The 16,375-nt window shown below is 37.9% G+C and carries 12 protein-coding genes and 2 pseudogenes; 9 read left to right on the top strand and 5 right to left on the bottom strand.

Annotated elements, in window-relative coordinates:
- Position 1 precedes the first annotated feature (1 nt).
- On the top strand, positions 2 to 799 hold the full coding sequence (locus HMPREF1019_RS04765) for a phosphatidylserine decarboxylase (RefSeq protein WP_009294577.1): 798 nt from the start codon (positions 2 to 4) through the stop codon (positions 797 to 799).
- Positions 800 to 1,044: 245 nt separating this feature from the next.
- Here the strand turns inward: HMPREF1019_RS04765 and HMPREF1019_RS04760 are convergent, their stop codons facing one another.
- The 4 genes from HMPREF1019_RS04760 to HMPREF1019_RS04745 are packed head-to-tail and all read right to left on the bottom strand — an operon-like array spanning position 1,045 to position 6,974.
- Complete coding sequence (locus tag HMPREF1019_RS04760) at positions 1,045 to 3,924, bottom strand: hypothetical protein (RefSeq protein ID WP_009294576.1); 2,880 nt, start codon at positions 3,922 to 3,924, stop codon at positions 1,045 to 1,047.
- Complete coding sequence (locus HMPREF1019_RS04755; protein ID WP_009294575.1) at positions 3,914 to 4,648, bottom strand: hypothetical protein; 735 nt, start codon at positions 4,646 to 4,648, stop codon at positions 3,914 to 3,916. The genes HMPREF1019_RS04760 and HMPREF1019_RS04755 overlap by 11 nt, the downstream gene beginning before the upstream one ends.
- On the bottom strand, positions 4,645 to 6,462 hold the full coding sequence (gene uvrC, locus HMPREF1019_RS04750; RefSeq protein WP_009294574.1) for an excinuclease ABC subunit UvrC: 1,818 nt from the start codon (positions 6,460 to 6,462) through the stop codon (positions 4,645 to 4,647). The genes HMPREF1019_RS04755 and uvrC overlap by 4 nt, the downstream gene beginning before the upstream one ends.
- The gene (locus HMPREF1019_RS04745; protein ID WP_009294573.1) at positions 6,456 to 6,974 is read right to left on the bottom strand and encodes a hypothetical protein; all 519 of its coding nucleotides are present in this window, start codon (positions 6,972 to 6,974) and stop codon (positions 6,456 to 6,458) included. The genes uvrC and HMPREF1019_RS04745 overlap by 7 nt, the downstream gene beginning before the upstream one ends.
- 245 nt (positions 6,975 to 7,219) lie before the next feature.
- Here HMPREF1019_RS04745 and nhaD point away from each other — a divergent pair, with 245 nt between their 5' ends.
- From nhaD to HMPREF1019_RS04725, 4 genes and pseudogenes are all read left to right on the top strand, one after another.
- Positions 7,220 to 8,608: a sodium:proton antiporter NhaD gene (nhaD, locus tag HMPREF1019_RS04740; RefSeq protein WP_009294572.1), complete on the top strand. Its 1,389-nt coding sequence runs from the start codon at positions 7,220 to 7,222 to the stop codon at positions 8,606 to 8,608.
- 10 nt (positions 8,609 to 8,618) lie between these two features.
- Positions 8,619 to 10,151, top strand: coding sequence for a glutamine-hydrolyzing GMP synthase (guaA, locus tag HMPREF1019_RS04735; protein ID WP_009294571.1), 1,533 nt, complete (start codon positions 8,619 to 8,621; stop codon positions 10,149 to 10,151).
- 136 nt (positions 10,152 to 10,287) lie between these two features.
- Positions 10,288 to 10,650, top strand: a pseudogene (locus HMPREF1019_RS04730) (bifunctional tRNA (5-methylaminomethyl-2-thiouridine)(34)-methyltransferase MnmD/FAD-dependent 5-carboxymethylaminomethyl-2-thiouridine(34) oxidoreductase MnmC); the annotation flags it as partial.
- 45 nt (positions 10,651 to 10,695) lie between these two features.
- Positions 10,696 to 10,944 (top strand): annotated as a pseudogene (locus HMPREF1019_RS04725) (hypothetical protein); the annotation flags it as partial.
- A gap of 2 nt (positions 10,945 to 10,946) precedes the next feature.
- Here HMPREF1019_RS04725 and putP read toward each other — a convergent pair.
- Entirely contained in the window at positions 10,947 to 12,434 is a 1,488-nt protein-coding gene (gene putP, locus HMPREF1019_RS04720) for a sodium/proline symporter PutP (RefSeq protein WP_009294568.1), read from the bottom strand.
- 148 nt (positions 12,435 to 12,582) lie between these two features.
- On the opposite strand from putP, the gene HMPREF1019_RS04715 reads away from it, so the two are divergent.
- From HMPREF1019_RS04715 to HMPREF1019_RS04700, 4 genes are all read left to right on the top strand, one after another.
- The gene (locus HMPREF1019_RS04715) at positions 12,583 to 13,293 is read left to right on the top strand and encodes an amino acid ABC transporter permease (RefSeq protein WP_009294567.1); all 711 of its coding nucleotides are present in this window, start codon (positions 12,583 to 12,585) and stop codon (positions 13,291 to 13,293) included.
- Positions 13,286 to 14,014, top strand: coding sequence for an amino acid ABC transporter ATP-binding protein (locus tag HMPREF1019_RS04710; protein WP_009294566.1), 729 nt, complete (start codon positions 13,286 to 13,288; stop codon positions 14,012 to 14,014). Before HMPREF1019_RS04715 ends, HMPREF1019_RS04710 begins: the two co-directional genes overlap by 8 nt.
- Positions 14,015 to 14,025: 11 nt before the next feature.
- Entirely contained in the window at positions 14,026 to 14,796 is a 771-nt protein-coding gene (locus HMPREF1019_RS04705) for a basic amino acid ABC transporter substrate-binding protein (RefSeq protein ID WP_009294565.1), read from the top strand.
- Between the two features lie 247 nt (positions 14,797 to 15,043).
- A complete protein-coding gene (locus HMPREF1019_RS04700) occupies positions 15,044 to 16,354 on the top strand; it encodes a nitrate- and nitrite sensing domain-containing protein (RefSeq protein WP_009294564.1) in 1,311 nt (436 codons plus the stop codon).
- The last annotated feature ends 21 nt before the right edge of the window (positions 16,355 to 16,375 follow it).

Here is a 16,375-nt window from a genome sequence, read left to right as displayed (position 1 = left end):
AATGAACAAGGACAATCTCTTTTCTCAAATTTTTGGTAAAGTTGCAAAATTAAACTTTTTCAAACCGCTTCAAGAGCTCATCAACTCCTTTTACGTAAAGCTATTTAAGATCGACATGAGCGAGTTTAAGCCATCAAATGAGTATAAAAATTTAAACGAACTTTTTACCAGAGAGCTCTTAAAGCCAAGAGAATTTGATGTAGCAGATGAGATATTTATAAGTCCTGTTGATGGCACCTGCCTTAGCTTTGGCACCACGAAAGAGCTAGAAGCTTTTAGTATAAAAGGCATGAGCTATGGGCTAAAGGAGCTTTTGGGGCAGGGCGAGCTTGAGGGCGAGTTTGACTTTGCCAACATCTATCTTAGTCCAAAAGACTATCATCACTATCATGCACCTTGCGATATTACGATAAAAAAAGCGGTCTATATCCCTGGTAAGCTTTACAGTGTGGCAGTAAAATGGCTTAGCAAGGTTGATAGCCTTTATACCAAAAACGAGCGTGTGGCGCTACTTTGTGAGATGAAAAATGGCAAAAAACTTTGGCTAGTTTTCGTGGGTGCGCTAAACGTTGGTAAGATGAAATTTTGCTTTGATGATCGCATCCAAACAAATGCGATGGCAAATTTTACACAAATTTATGAATATGAAAATTTACACATCAAAAAGGGCGAGCGTCTTGGAAATTTCGAGCTTGGCTCAACCATTGTCATACTTAGCGAAAAAGATGCGATCGAATACAACCTCTTTGAAAACAAAGAGCTTAAATTTGCTGAAGCTATCGGTAGGATAAAAGAGTAAATTTGATCCAAAGCTAGCCTGATGCCAAATTTACAGGCTAGTTAAATTTCTATTTTTACCTAAGCCACTTTGAAAACAAATTTGATCTACTGGCAACTTAAATAAATTCAAAAACCTGCAAATCCTTAGCCAGAATTTGATTAAAATAGTTTTGCTAAAACGCAAGCTACTTTAAAGCTAAGTGGCTAAATTTCCAAATAAAATTTAAATTTGATCTCACATAAATTTGCCAACTAGCCAAACGCTCAAACCTTAAATTTTATAAACTTAAAGTTGCTCTTTAGTTCATTTTGGGTCGAATTTATCTCGCCAAGCTCTGATTTTACGAAGTTTGTAAGCTCTATCTTGCTCACACTTGGAGATAGGATTTTTATATACTCTTTTTGGTTTTTAAGCTCTAAGTTATTGCTAAAAAGAAGCACTCTAGCATCTAGCTTTAGCCCAGCTCTAAGCTCAGATATCGTGGCTATTAGCTCTTTTATATCAAAGCCCTCCGCTGCTTCATCCACAAGCGCTAGCGAGCAAGGTTTTGTCTTTATCTTTATCAAAAACTCGCTAAAGCTATTTGCGACCTCAAGCGTGTTTTGAAACTCGCCAAGAGCGCCAGCAAATATCTTATTTTCAAGCTTCGTGCTCTTATAAATCACTATATTTTCATTTTTGCTAAAGTATCTATTCTCTTTACTTGGCTTATAGTTTTTTATAAATTTAGGCAAAATTTGATTTAGCTCATCTTTGCTAAAAGGCTTTCTGATCTTCTCATCAAAGGCTGGCAGCAGCTCTCTTTCAGGGATATTTGAGGTATTTGAGACCACAGCGACTAAATTTAGCTTCTCTTCTTGGAGCGATCTTATCTCTTTTACGAAATTTGCCACGCCATTTTCAAAAAATGAAGCATCGATAAAGACTGCGTTAAATCTATTTAAAAGAAGTGCTTGTTTAAGCTCTTTGTGGCTGCTAACGCCTATGACTTCGCAGTCTAAGAAGCTAAAAGCGCGCGAAAACATCTCAAGACTAAGTGGGTTTTTGTCGCAAAGCAAAAAGAGCACTTTCTCTTCAGCCAAGCTCTCGCCCCTATTTTTCTCCATATAGACAAGCCTTGCAACGCTAAGTGGCGTGAGAGGATCTTTTAGCAAGACCACATTTTTTATATTTATATTTTTACTTGCACTCTGCCTTGCAAAGACGATATCGTAGTTTTTCGCTAGTGCTTGATTATTTGAGATGATATTTTGAAACCTAAGCCCCATATCTTCTAAAGTAGCTGCGAAAAATTCATTGTATTTTGCATTTATATCAGGCAGATACGCGATCCTTAGCTCGTGATTTAGGCTGAAATTTTGCAGTTTTTGCACCTTTTTTAGACTAAGGATAAATTTAAACTCATTACCAGCTCCACCAAGTGTGCTTATGTCAAGGCTTGAGTTAAAAAGCTTTAGATAAAAGCTAGCAAGTCTTAGATAAAACTCGCTCTCTTCATCATTTATCTCATTTTCATCTTCTGCGTTTAAAGCTTTTATCTGCTCTTCATTTATGAAAATTTGATTTGTCCTTATCTTTGTTTCGATGAGTAAAAGACCGCTTTGACTAAGGGCGTCGCTGACATTTTTTATCTCTACTATCAAGTTGGCAAATTTATCGCATTTTGTCACGACAGCTTGCATGATAGAGCCAAAGACGACGCTTATCTTCTCGCTATCACCCTCCAGCTCGTCGCTAATGTTTGCATCAAGATAGGTTAAGAAATTTAGCTTTTTCTCTTGCGTAAAAGGTATCTGCGCTTCAAGGATATTTGAAAACAAAATTTGTGGGTTAAATGGCTTTAAATTTAGTCCAACTTCGCCATTTCTGCTATCAAGCAAGCCTTTTATATTGCTGTAATTTATCGCGATTATCTGGCTATTTTTTTCTAAATTTTCAAAAACTAGCTCATTTTTTACCATGTTTTCATCTTTTTTTAGCGTAGCGACCGAGCTTAAAATTTGCTCTTTTGAGAGGTAAAATTTCTTATTTAGCCTAACAAGCAGTCTATCTTTTATAGCTGCAAAGCTTCTTTCTTGCTCATATTTTTGAAGTAGCTCTTTATATAGCGCGATGAAGTTTTCTATTAATTTTTGTGGATTTCTGTCGCCTCCTTTTAAAATTTCGTCTCTTACAAGTCTCATCTTTTGGTTTAAATTTTCTAGATCTTTTAGCCAAATGTATGTTTTATAGCCAGCGTAAAATAGCCAAAGCGATAGTAAAAACATCAAAAACGTTAGAGAAAGCGCCTTGATTCTAAAGTTGTCATTTAGCCTCTTTAGCTCTTTAGTTAGGGTATTTGCTATCTTACGAAAAAGATCAGCTCTATTATTTTCAAATTTATTGATCTGTAAAATTTCATCACGTGTTAGCTCATTGTTTAGCTTTAGCTTAAAGCGGAGCTCGTCATATCCCTGCGTGGTCTCTATATTATCAAGCCTATCTATTTCTTTTGTTATATTGTCTTTTATCTCGCCATTTGGGAGTAAATTTGCATTTATATCGTTATATCTAAGGCCATTTATAGTTTGTTTTAACGAACTTTCGGTGATTTTCTCTTTGCCCATAAGCACGACCAAGATGTGATCTTTTACAGTATTTACGTTTTGAAGTAGCTCATAGGTTCTGATTAAAGAGATGATATAGCGCTTGATATCTGCATCTATGGTTAAATCTTTAAATACTACTTGCCCACTTGTTATCGTAGGATTTGCCAGCTCAACAAAGCTATAAAACGAGAGGTTAAAGCTCTCCCAGCTTGCATTTGCATTTTTCAAAACTTCATTTAGCCTATCTCTCATTCTTATGTCATCTGGTGTGTTAGAAAGGCTATTTGATAAGCTTTTTACTGCCAAATTTTTAGCAGTGTTTGCCTTTCTTAGTGTTATTTCATCTTGTGGTAACATAGTTTGACTATATCTCTCATAGGCTTTTCTTTCTGAGATGATATAATCTATGGCGCTTCTTATTAAATTTTCTCTTGTTATCTCATTATTTATGTTATAAGAGATCCTAAATTTATCAAAGAAGAGCACGCCACCATAAAAGCAAGCGAAAGCCGCCAAAAATATCGGCAAAAGAACCAAAAATTTATTAACCCTCATTGACAAGCCTTTTTGAAAATTTATTGCAAAGCGTGCTTATTTCGCTTAGTCTTTTGTTTATTAGAGTGATCTTTTTCATTTTGTTTGGTCTAGTAAGAAGCGCATCGAAATTTGCCACAAGCGGAGTGATCTTTAAATTTAGCGCTGGCTCTTTTAATATCTTTATGCTCTCTTCTAAAAATTTAGTATCTCGCGCTTGCACCGCACTTTGGATAAAGATCATCTTATCTTTTGCCTTGCTTAAAAATATACCAAGGTAGGTCGCAAACTCGCTTTTGCTTAAATTTAAAAAGCTAGCCGTCTCGCTAAACCAGCTCTCGTTTAAAACCTCTTCTTCTTTGTCTAAAAGCTCTTTTTCATCTAGCTTTAAATTTGGCAAGCGAAGTTTGGTCTTTGCTTTCATCGCAGCTTGTTGGTTTTGGCTGTAAATTTCTGTTTGATCAAGGATCAAAAGCTCAAAATACTCTTCGTTTTTTACTGAGCAGATCTTTGAAAATTTAAGCGTCGCATTTAAAATTTTGCCGTTTTTGGTCTTTAAATTTACTCTTAAATTTGGTCTTTTAGCTAGATAGTCTATAAAAACTCCAGACTCTTTGTAGTCTAAAACTAGCTCGTCAATGTCTTTATGCTCGCTTAAAAACTCCCTTATATCTTTAAATTCAAGCAGACCAAGAGAGATATCTCCCATCGCTAAAATTTGACCGTTTTTGTCGTATATTATCACTTCAAATTTCCTTCTTTGAGCGTTAAAAGCTTTGCTGCTACGCTTTTGTTTGTTATTTTTGCTACTTCGTCTAAATTTGCTTCGCTGATTTTATCAAAACTTCCGTAAAAGCTGATTAATTTCGCGATACTGCCCTCAGATACGCCAGCTTGTCTTAGCACTGATCTTTGCATATCGTTTTTCTGCCTTGTTTTTCTGTGAAAACTGATGACAAATCTATGACTCTCATCGCGCATCTTTTGGAAAAACTGCAGCTTTTTATCGCTCGTACTTAGGCTAAAGCTGCCATTTTTTGTGTAAATTTTATCTTTCGCCTCGCCCTTTGCACGGTGAGCTTTGGCGTCTATTTTTTCTTTTGAGATAGCGATCACATCGACGTTTGCCCCACTACTTGCTAAAATTTCGCAGGCTAAATTTAAAAGCGCCTCGCCACCATCAATGACCCAAAGATCAGGCGGGCTAAGCTTGTCAAATCTAAGGGCTCTAGCTGTCAGACTCTCTTTCATCTGATCGTAGTCGTTTTTAGAGCTTAGGTGCATATGGCGGTAGTTTTGCTTTGCCCACTCGCCATGCTCATAGCGCACCATTGCTCCGACACTTGCCTCGCCAAAAAGGTGTGAGTTGTCGTAAGCCTCGACCACGTAAGGCGTGTGAGCTAGGTCAAAGTACTCTTTTATCTCGTTTAGCAGCTCGTTATCGTGCGTTTTTAGATATTTTTCGATGCTAACTTCAGCGTTTTTGGTAGCGATCTCACAAATTTTACGCTTATCGCCTATTTTTGGGCATGTGATGCTAAATTTACGTCCAAATCTCTCGTTTAAAATTTCCTCCACCAGCTCACTATCTTCAAAGCTCTCATGTACATAAATTTTGGTGCTAATTATTGGCTGACCAGCTATGAAGCTTTTTAAAATGGCTTGCTTATAAGCTTCGTTTATCTCGTCTTTTTGAGCGTTTTTAGCTTGCGTGATATCGGTTTTTACGCCTGTTATCTTGCCACTTTGCACGCTAAATCTCACCGCGCAGATCATATCATGCACGCAAGAGACTGAGTAAGCCTCAAAGTCCTCAAGCTTGGCTAGATCGACCTCGACCTTTGTTTGCATATTTTTAAGCGTTTGTATCTTATCTCTAGTCGCGGCTGCTTGCTCGTAGTCTTCGGCCTTAGCGTAGTTTAGCATGAGCTCTTCAAGGCGAGCGATTAACAAATTTGGATTTTGCAAAGCGGCTGTGGCGTCAGCAACTATTTTGGCGTAGTCTTCTTTTGAAATTTTGCCCTCACATGGGGCGTAGCAGCGTTTTAGCTGGTAAAAAAGGCAGGCTTTTTTGCCTTTGATGCAGGATTTTTTCTGAACTAGGTTGAAATTTAGATAAAGCGCTTCAAGAAGCTCTCCTGCTCCACTAAAATATGGCCCAAAATAGCGAATGTTTGAGCCTTTTACTACCTTTCTAGTGATCTCAAATCTTGGAAATTCATCGTTTAAATTTATAAAGATATAAGGATAGGTCTTGTCGTCACGAAGCAAGATGTTGTATTTTGGCTTAAGCTGTTTGATGAATGAATTTTCAAGTATGAGCGCGTCTGCTTCGCTTGGTGTGACGATGTATTCAAGATGCACCGCCTCGCTTATCATCTTTGAAATTCTTGGGCTTAGCTTTTCAGCTGGTGCTAAGCTTGGAGTAAATTTAAAGTAGCTTTTGACCCTGTTTTTTAAAATTTTAGCCTTGCCGACATATAAAAGTCTGTTTTGAGCGTCAAAATACTGATATACGCCAGGCTCGTTTGGAAGCGTTCTTATCTCGTCTATTAGCATCTTGCCTGCTCATTTTTCTTTAGCAAAATTTCTCTTAGCTCTTCAAATTTCTTATAAATTTGCTCATTTGTGGCTAAATTTTTAAACTCGCCCTTGCTTGCTGGCGCGATGAAATTTGACCTTTGCGTAGGTTGTGGCGTGAAAAATTTTAGATATTTGCTCACGATAAATCTTATATTTTCTTCTTTTTTGTTTTTTATATAGTTGATCTCGCTAAGAGGTTTTGGCTCGATGACGCTTGCAAAAATGCTATTTTTATTAAATTTGCAAAAGGTTTTTAATAACCCTTTTATATCATTTATACTACTATCACGTCTAAGCTCCAAAAGCCCTGAGGGATGAGTGAGAACGAAGGTTAAAATGCCTTCTCTAACATAGCAAAAAGCTATGTAAAATCGCTTTGCTTTACCCATGAGGCGAAGAAGCTCTTGGCACTCGTCTGCCATGCTTAATTTTTCTTTATACAAAGGATTTTCGTGGATAGCATCTATCATAAATTTGGCGTTTTTCATAAGGCAATCTTATCATCTTTTATTTTAATTTTCGCTCTTTTTGCACTTAGTGGTTGCGGCTACAAGGACGATCCATTTTATGGAGATGCGCCTGTGAAAGAGAAAAAAACTGACAAGATCAATAAAATTTGATCTTAAATTTCGCGTAAGATAAAAATGTAATGCAAGCTTAATAAATTTAACTAACCTAAATTTTAGGCTCATTTAAGTAAAATACGCAAATTTTTATCTTACAAGGAGAGTATATGAGGTTATTTGGACTTCTAGGCTTGTTTTTTGCTATAGCCTTTGGTGCTGACGGAGAAGCTGCGGCTATTGACTTAACTACTACATGGGCGGGAATTTTATCGCTTATCATTTTTGTTGTTGGATACTTTTTCATAGCAGCAGAAGAGAATTTTCACATCGACAAGGCAAAACCTGCCATCTTTATCGGCACTTTTATGTTTTTGCTAATCGGCGTTTATATGCTTATAAATGGCATGGATGTGCATTCGCTAGAGCACGAGGTAAATCACCTGATCTTAGAGATAGCTCAGATCGTCTTTTTCTTAATGGTTGCTATGACATTTATCGAAGCACTTGTTGAAAGAGATGTATTTAACGCGCTTAAATACAACCTAGTTTCAAAAGGCTACACCTACAGAAAGCTATTTTGGCTAACTGGAATTTTGGCGTTTTTCATTAGCCCAGTGGCTGATAACCTAACAACAGCGCTTATCCTATCAACCGTTCTTTTAACGATAGATAGAAATAATACAAATTTCCTAGTCGCAGGTGCGATAAACATCGTCGTAGCAGCAAATGCAGGCGGAGCGTGGAGCCCATTTGGCGATATCACTACACTTATGGTTTGGGCAGCTGGCAAGTCACCATTCTTAGACTTTTTCGCACTTTTCCCAGCTTCATTTATCGGCTGGTTTGTGACAGCATTTTTACTTTCACGCATCGTGCCAAATACTGCGCCTCATTTTGACGTGGCAAATGAGCCAAAAGTGGTTATGAAAAAGGGCGGTAAAGCGGTTATCTTCATAGGTGCATTTACTATCTTTTGTGCAGTTATGATGCACCAGTTATTTCACTTACCAGCGATGTGGGGCATGATGTTTGGCTTCTCACTGCTTAGCCTTTACACTTACTATTTCAAAAAAGCTCACAAAGACGAAGAGCCTATGAACGTCTTTCACTATATGTCAAAGATCGAGAACAACACGCTATTTTTCTTCTTTGGAATTTTAGCTGCAGTTGGCGCTCTTCACTTTGCTGGATTTTTAAATTACGCTGTGTCACTTTATGATAAATTTGGCTCAACACCTGTAAATATCGGAGTTGGCTTCCTCTCAGCAGTCGTTGATAACGTCCCTGTTATGTCAGCTGTGCTAAAAGCAAATCCAGCTATGGGAGCTGATGCGGGCGAGGCTATGAGTCAGTGGCTACTTGTGACACTTACAGCTGGTATTGGCGGTTCGATGATCAGCTTTGGTTCAGCAGCTGGCGTTGGAGTAATGGGTAAATTAAAAGGAATTTATACCTTTGGTGCGCATATGAAATATGCATGGATGGTAGTTTTAGGATACATCGTGTCACTCATTGTTTGGTATGTGCAGTTTGAAATTTTTCACATCTACTTTTAAAAGGTTATAAATGAACAATACGATTATAGTTTTGGACTTTGGTTCGCAGTATACTCAGCTAATAGCTAGAAGGCTAAGAGAAGAAGGAGTTTATACTGAAATTTTGCCATTTAATGCAAAACTAAGTGATATAAAGGCGAAAGATCCAAAAGGTATCATTCTAAGTGGTGGTCCAGCTAGCGTTTATGCCAAAGATGCCTACTTTTGCGATAACGGCGTCTTTGAGCTAAATATCCCTATACTTGGCGTTTGCTACGGCATGCAGCTACTTGCTCACACGCATGGTGCTGAGGTTTTGGCAGCTGATCACAAAGAGTACGGCAAGGCTGAACTTAGCGTCGTAAAAGAGCACGATCTTTTTAAAGATACACCTTCAAAACAAATCGTATGGATGAGCCATAGCGACTATGTAAAAGACTTGCCAAAGGGCTTTGAGGCGATTGCGATTAGCGAAAATTCGCCTTATTGCGCTTTTGGCGATGATAAGCGTAAATTTTATGCGATCCAGTTTCACGCAGAGGTGCAACACAGCGAGTATGGCACGCAAATTTTAAAGAATTTTGCTAAATATATCTGTGGCTGCGAGAGCACATGGAACATGGGAAGCTTTGCTAAGAACAAGATAGAAGAAATCAGAAAAACAGTTGGCACTCACAAGGTGCTTTGCGCAGTTAGTGGCGGCGTGGATAGCTCTGTGACTGCAGCGCTTTTGGCAGCTGCTGTACCTGAAAATTTGATCCTTGTTTTTGTCGATAACGGACTTCTTAGAACAAACGAAAAAGAGCAAGTTGAAGCTACATTTAGAACAAAGCTTGGTGTTGAGCTAGTTAGTATAGATGCGAGTGAGATCTTTCTTGGTCGCTTAGCTGGCGTCGTTGATCCTGAGAAAAAACGCAAGATCATAGGCGAGACATTTATAGAAATTTTTGAAAAAGAGGCTAAAAAGCATGGCGATGTGAAATTTCTAGCTCAAGGCACTCTTTATACTGACATCATCGAAAGCTCAGTCGTTGGCTCAAGCAAGACGATAAAGAGCCACCACAACGTTGGCGGCTTGCCTGATTGGATGACATTTGAGCTGATAGAACCGCTAAGAGAAATTTTTAAAGACGAGGTTAGAAAGCTAGGACTTGAGCTTGGACTAAGCCGTGAGCTAGTCTTCCGCCACCCTTTCCCAGGACCTGGCCTTGCTATCCGCATCATGGGCGAGGTAAATAAACCAAGCCTTGAGCTACTTCGTAAAGCTGACGTGATCTTGCGCGATGAGCTAAAAAGTAGTGGCTGGTATAACAAAACTTGGCAGGCATTTTGCGTACTTTTAAATGTAAATTCTGTTGGCGTTATGGGCGATAATCGTACCTACGAAAACGCTGTTTGTGTGCGCGTGGTCGATGCAAGTGATGGCATGACTGCAAGCTTTTCAAGGCTTCCTTATGACCTGCTTGAAAACGTAAGCCGCCGTATCATAAATGAGGTAAACGGCATAAACCGCGTAGTTTACGACATCTCAAGCAAGCCACCTGCAACTATCGAGTGGGAGTAAAATAAAGGTGGTTTGCCACCTTTTGCTCTTTCAAATTTATAAATTTTAATCTCTTAAAAAATCTTCATAAAAATTTCATTTTAGCAAACTATACCTTTATAAAATTTCTTAGTCAAATTTGTATTGTTTGAGGTTAGTGAGTGAGTTTTTTGACGCCACAAAAGCCACCATTATCGGCTCACGTGTGGGATATAGAAGTTATAGCGGAGATAGGTTTCCGATAATCGGCGCCTTACACGATGAGGAGTTTTATAAGCAAAACTACAAAGGGCTATTTTGGAGTAAAAATAAAGACAACAATCCAAAAGCAAGCTACGAAAAAAATCTCTTTTTAAATTTTGCTCACGGCTCACGTGGCCTTGGTACGGCGATACTTGGAGCAAATTTGATAACCGATCTTGTGCTTGCTTGCCCACTTTGCATAGAAAGATCGCTATTTTTTGAGCTTCATCCCGCTAGGTTTTTGATAAGAAAACTGAAAAAAGGACTAAAGGTATAAATTTAGCAAGTTTGATTTTATGGAAATTTCAAGTGCCTTAGCGTAGCGAGCGCAAATTTAAATTTACGCAAAAGGCTTGAAGCGCTTTGCCAAAAAAATGAGTGCGAGCTTTTGCTAGCTCCACTTGCGTTTTGCTCTGATAACGCGCTGATGATAGCAAGAACTGGACGTGAGAAATTTCTAAAAAAAGAGTTTATCTCACATGATAAGCTAACTATAAATCCAAGGGTTAGTTTTAAGAAATTTGAAATTAGAGTAAATTTGATGGTGGCTAAAGCTAGCCACCTTGCTTAAATTTAAAGCCTTGTCTTCATTTTTTCAAATTCATCTTTTATCACTTGCTCGTGTGGCTCGCTAGTCATTTTATTTATCGCGTCGCCCCAGATACTGACCATGATGATGGCTAGGCTTGAGGTTAAAATGCCTGGTAAAATTTCATAAACATAGGCATTTAGCCCTGATGTTATCCAAAATATCACGGTCACACCGCCAGCTATCATGCCAGCAAGCGCTCCAAGTGCGCTCATACGTTTCCAGTAAAGGCTAAAAAGCAGTACCGGACCAAAGCTCGCGCCAAATCCAGCCCAAGCGTTGCCAACGACGTTTAGAACGTTATCTGTAGAGATAAAGGCAAGCACTGTGGCAATTAGCGCTACGACCACGACCGCATAGCGGCTGATCGCTGTTTGCGTGCTTTGGCTAACTTCTTTTTTATAAAAGGCGAAGATGAAGTCCTTTGTGACCGAGCTTGAAGTGACTAAGAGCTGGCTTGAGATGGTACTCATGATCGCTGAAAGCACGGCTGAGATGATGATACCTATAAAAAATGGCGGAAAAAGTAGCTCGCCAAGCTTTAAAAATACTGTCTCAGGATCGCTTAGTCCGCCTCTTTGGCTAAAATAGACAAAGCCAATAAGTCCGCTCATAATTGCACCAAATAGGCCGATCGTCATCCAGCCGATGCCGATCCTTCTTGCCTTTGCAAGCTCTTTTGAGTCGCGTATCGCCATAAATCTAACGATTATATGTGGCTGCCCAAAGTAGCCAAACCCCCAAGCTAGAAGGCCCAAAATGCCCCAGAAAGTCTGGTCTCTAAATGGGTTTAGGTGATTTGCATCAAGCCTGCTTATCTCTTTTATCAAATTTGTATCGCTTGGCAGGTCTAAATTTAGATATGCCACGACTGGGATCGAGACTAGGACACAAAACATCAAAAGACCCTGAAATGCGTCAGTTATGCTAACAGCCTTAAATCCACCAAAAAATGTATAAAAGACTACGATTATGAGCGTAAAGACCGCTCCGTATGCAAATTTTAAGCCAAAAAAGCTCTCAAATGTCTTGCCACCAGCGATGATGCCACTACTTACGTAAAGTGTGAAAAATATCAATATGATAAGACCTGAGATGATCCTTAAAATTTTCGTCCTATCCTTAAAGCGGTTTTCTAAAAAATCAGGTATCGTGATGCTGTCGCTTGCAACCTCGGTATAGACCCTAAGCCTTTTTGCTAGAAATAAGTAGTTGCAGTAAGCTCCCACGATAAGACCAGCTATCATCCAGACATTTGCAACGCCAGTTGCGTATAAGGCCCCGGGCACGCCAAGTAGCATCCAACCACTCATATCAGAAGCGCCAGCGCTAAGTGCGGTGACGACTGGACCCATTTGGCGGTTATCCAGTAGATACTCGTTCATACTTGCGTTTTTATCGTAGAAATATCGTCCGATAAAGAGCAAGAAACCAAAATAGATGGCGATGGCTAAATAAGACCCAAAGCTCATAAAATTCCTTTCAAATAAAATAAAACGCTTATGTTATTATAAAATCATTTAAATTTCAATGAGCGGGCTTATTCCTTAAAAAATTTTAAGCAAAATGATATATTTTTTTTCGTATCATTTAAGGCTACATTTTAAAGAAAGGATGAAGTTGAACGCTCAAAATTTAGCCAAATTTCTATTTTTTATAATAATTGTCTCACTTGGAACATATTTTTTCTATCCAAGAGATCTTAGCGAGGCGCAAGAGATCGCATATATTAAAAGTTACGGAGTAACACTTGGTCTTACGATAGGCGGTATCACTATAGGCATCACACTTGGATTTATTTTAGCTTTTATTAAATTTTTAGATATCAAGGTTTTAAATTTCGTCATAGATGAGTATATCGACATCTTGCGTGGAACGCCTGTAATACTTCAACTTCTTATATTTTCAGTGGTGATTTTTGCCACTTGGAGCGACAACTTCTACGTCGCTGTGATCGCACTTGGACTAAATAGCTCAGCATACGTCGCTGAGATCGTAAGAAGTGGCATAAATAGCGTCGATAAAGGTCAGATGGAGGCAGCTAGGGCGATGGGGCTAAACTACTACGTTTCGATGCGTGAGATAGTCTTTCCACAAGCTACTAAAAATATCTTGCCAGCGCTTGCTAATGAGTTTATATCGCTTTTTAAAGAGACCTCAGTCGTTGGCTACATAAGCGTCGTTGATATTACGATGCAAAGCAAGAGCCTTCAAGCGGTCTTTTACAGCCCAGAGCCAGTTATTTTTACGGGCATTGTATATTACGTGAGTGTTAAATTTTTCACCCTTTTGGTGAAACTACTTGAGAGGAGACTAAATCGCCATGATTGAGATTAAAAATTTAAACAAAAGCTATGGCGATTTGCGTGTTTTAAATGACATTAGCGTTGATATCAAAAAAGGCGAAGTCATAGCGATAATTGGTCCAAGTGGTGGCGGCAAAAGTACATTTTTGCGCTGCATAAACCGCCTTGAAGAGCCAGATAGTGGGCATATCAAGATAAACGGCGAAGATATCCTCAATAAAAAATCAGACATAAATAAAATTCGCCAAAAAGTGAGCATGGTGTTTCAGCACTTTAACCTTTTTGCAAACAAAAACGTCTTGCAAAATTTAACCCTAGCTCCGATAAAAGCTGGGATATTAGATAAAGAGAGTGCTGAGAGGAGGGCTGATGAGCTGCTAAAGAGCGTTGGGCTAAGCGATAAGAAATTTGCCTATCCGCACAAGCTCTCAGGCGGTCAAAAGCAGCGTATCGCCATCGCTAGAAGCCTAGCTATGGAGCCGGAGGTGATACTATTTGACGAGCCAACGAGCGCGCTAGATCCTGAGATGATCGGCGAGGTGCTTGATATCATGAAAGATGTCGCAGCAAAGGGCATAACGATGCTTGTTGTAACTCACGAAATGGGTTTTGCAAGAAACGTGGCAAATAGAATTTTCTTTATGGACAAAGGCAAGATAGCAGTCGATGACACGCCAAAAAATGTCTTTACAAATCCGCAGCACGAGCGTCTGCGAGAGTTTTTAGGCAAAATTTTAAATCACTAATAAGGAGTAAAATGAAAAATTTATTAAAATTTCTAGCGTTAGGTTTAGCTCTGTTTTTTATAGGTTGTGGCAATGATAGTGGCAAAAAAACCGCTGCAAATGCGCCAGAAGCTAGCAAAGAGGTAGTTTATAAGGTAGGATCAAGCGCTGATTATCCTCCGTTTGAGTATCTTGATGATAAAAATCAAATCGTTGGCTTTGAGATCGATCTTCTAAATGAGATCACTAAAAAAACTGGGATCAAATTTGACGTGGCAAATATGAGTTTTGATGGGCTAATACCAGCTTTAAAAACAGGCAAGATCGATATCGCGATAAGCGGCATGAGTGCGACTGACGAGAGAAGAAAGTCTGTTGATTTTACTAAGCCATATTATTTTTCAGAGAATTTATTTATCCGCAAAAAAGGCTCAGATGTAAATAAAGACAACCTTAAAGATAAGAAAATTTCAGCTCAAGTTGGCACACTTCAAGAAGAGGCAGCTAAAAAGATCACAACTCAGTCAATCCCAGCTGAAAACGTAGCGGCAGCTATAATGTCACTAAATGCTGGCAAGATCGATGTTGTGCTTACTGATAGCCCAATAGGTGTTGAGTTTTTAAAGCAAAATCCAGACTTAGAGGAGTTTTTGAGACTTCCTGACGGCACAGAGGGCTTTGCGATGGCATTTGACAAGGGCAAACATACTGATCTTATCAAAAAGATAGATGTTGCGATCGAAGAGCTTCAAAAATCTGGCGAATTTGACAAAATGCTCGCTAAATACGACCTTAAAAAATAAGCATTTACTCAAATTTTTAAAGTTTATGTATGTTTAAATAAGACCCAATGCAATTAGTTTATTTAAGGGAAATACAATGAAATCACCCATTACAAGAACATTACTTGTGATAAGGGTCGTTATCTTAGTTTGTGTTAGTGAGGTTTGTTTTATAACTTAGTTTCGCATAAAATTAAAATATTGTAGGCTATTCGTTTGTAGTTGTATTTTAAATTAAATTTATAAAAATAATAAATAAGGATATAAAATGAGTAATATAGGTATTAAATTTAAAATTATGATCATAGTTATTGTTGGTCTTATTGGACTCAGTATAACAAGTATATATACGTTAAGTAGTATTGTGAAAAAACGTTCAGAAGCTGAATATAGTGAGAAAATAGTAAATGTAATAATAAAACAAAATGATTTTATCCATGAAATGCAAAAGGAACGTGGTTTAAGTTCAGGTGTGTTATCTGGGGGAGATAATGTAAAGCTTATAGAACAACGCAAAAATGTAGATGCAATGCTTGAAAAGTTAGATGAAAAGAATGAAATAATTCCAGAATTATCTAGCATTCGCTCTAATATAGATCAAAAAAATAGCAATAGCGCAATTGGGCAAATAACGAAGATTTTAAGAAAAGAGGTTATTGCTATAAATGGATATAGCAATAAGCTTGAGTCTAACTTAGTGGATGATTTAAAACGTATTATTGTTGTTGGCGAGATAAAAGAGTCTTTTGGTATTTTGCGTGCTACACTAAATGGTATCTTTACTAAAAAGAGCATAAGTAAAGAGGACTATAATAAAGTAGTTGCACTAAATAGCGTTATAAACAAATTTATGCAAGATTTTGATGAATACAATCCAAAAGAATTTAGTGAAGAATTTGATGCTATTACTAGAAAGAAGGCAGATTTTATAGATGCTATAAATATTATTAAAAATGTAGTTGCTACTGAAAATACGTCTTATGATGCAGCGAGTTGGTTTTCTAAGATAAGTATTTCAATAGATGCAATGAGGGAGTTCGAGCTTAAATTGCTTGATAATATGCAAAAAGATGCAATGCATATTAAGGATGAGGCAAATACTCAACTTATTGTACGCTCTTTTGTAATTGTAGTTTGTATTTTGCTTATGCTATTAGTGTCCATATTTGTTGGCAAAAATATAATAAGAGGCATTGACTTAACTAAAAATTCATTAAAAGATTTCTTTGACTTTTTAAATAATAAGACAAATAGTGCGCATCTTTTAAATATTAAAGGTAAAGATGAAATTTCTCAAATGGCAGCTTTGATAGATGAAAATATTGAAAAGATTAGAACAGCTAAAGAAAATGAAAATGCTTTCATCCAAAAAGCCAACACCTTTGTAAATGAGATAAAAGATGGCAACTATGAAGCAAGCCTAGAAGCAGATACTAATAACCCAGCTCTAAATCAACTAAAAAGCACATTTAAAGATCTACAACTTGCTCTTAAAAATGCAATCTCAAGTAATGGCAAAGATGTACTTGATCTACTTAACACTTATAAAAACCAAGACTTTACAAAAAGACTTGTATAGATGATGGTAAGTATAGCAAGT

Source organism: Campylobacter sp. 10_1_50 (assembly GCF_000238755.1).
Lineage (GTDB): Bacteria > Campylobacterota > Campylobacteria > Campylobacterales > Campylobacteraceae > Campylobacter_A > Campylobacter_A concisus_R.
Note: the sequence above shows the minus strand (reverse complement) of the source record. Positions and strands in the feature narration are given on the sequence as shown.

What these genes read in the sequence shown, in the direction of transcription:
- HMPREF1019_RS04710 (WP_009294566.1), top strand. Translation starts at nt 13,286, where the DNA reads ATGATTGAGATTAAAAATTTAAACAAAAGCTATGGCGATTTGCGTGTT.
- putP (WP_009294568.1), bottom strand. Translation starts at nt 12,434, where the DNA reads ATGAGCTTTGGGTCTTATTTAGCCATCGCCATCTATTTTGGTTTCTTG.
- uvrC (WP_009294574.1), bottom strand. Translation starts at nt 6,462, where the DNA reads ATGCTAATAGACGAGATAAGAACGCTTCCAAACGAGCCTGGCGTATAT.
- HMPREF1019_RS04760 (WP_009294576.1), bottom strand. Translation starts at nt 3,924, where the DNA reads ATGAGGGTTAATAAATTTTTGGTTCTTTTGCCGATATTTTTGGCGGCT.
- HMPREF1019_RS04745 (WP_009294573.1), bottom strand. Translation starts at nt 6,974, where the DNA reads ATGAAAAACGCCAAATTTATGATAGATGCTATCCACGAAAATCCTTTG.
- HMPREF1019_RS04765 (WP_009294577.1), top strand. Translation starts at nt 2, where the DNA reads ATGAACAAGGACAATCTCTTTTCTCAAATTTTTGGTAAAGTTGCAAAA.
- guaA (WP_009294571.1), top strand. Translation starts at nt 8,619, where the DNA reads ATGAACAATACGATTATAGTTTTGGACTTTGGTTCGCAGTATACTCAG.
- HMPREF1019_RS04700 (WP_009294564.1), top strand. Translation starts at nt 15,044, where the DNA reads ATGAGTAATATAGGTATTAAATTTAAAATTATGATCATAGTTATTGTT.
- nhaD (WP_009294572.1), top strand. Translation starts at nt 7,220, where the DNA reads ATGAGGTTATTTGGACTTCTAGGCTTGTTTTTTGCTATAGCCTTTGGT.
- HMPREF1019_RS04705 (WP_009294565.1), top strand. Translation starts at nt 14,026, where the DNA reads ATGAAAAATTTATTAAAATTTCTAGCGTTAGGTTTAGCTCTGTTTTTT.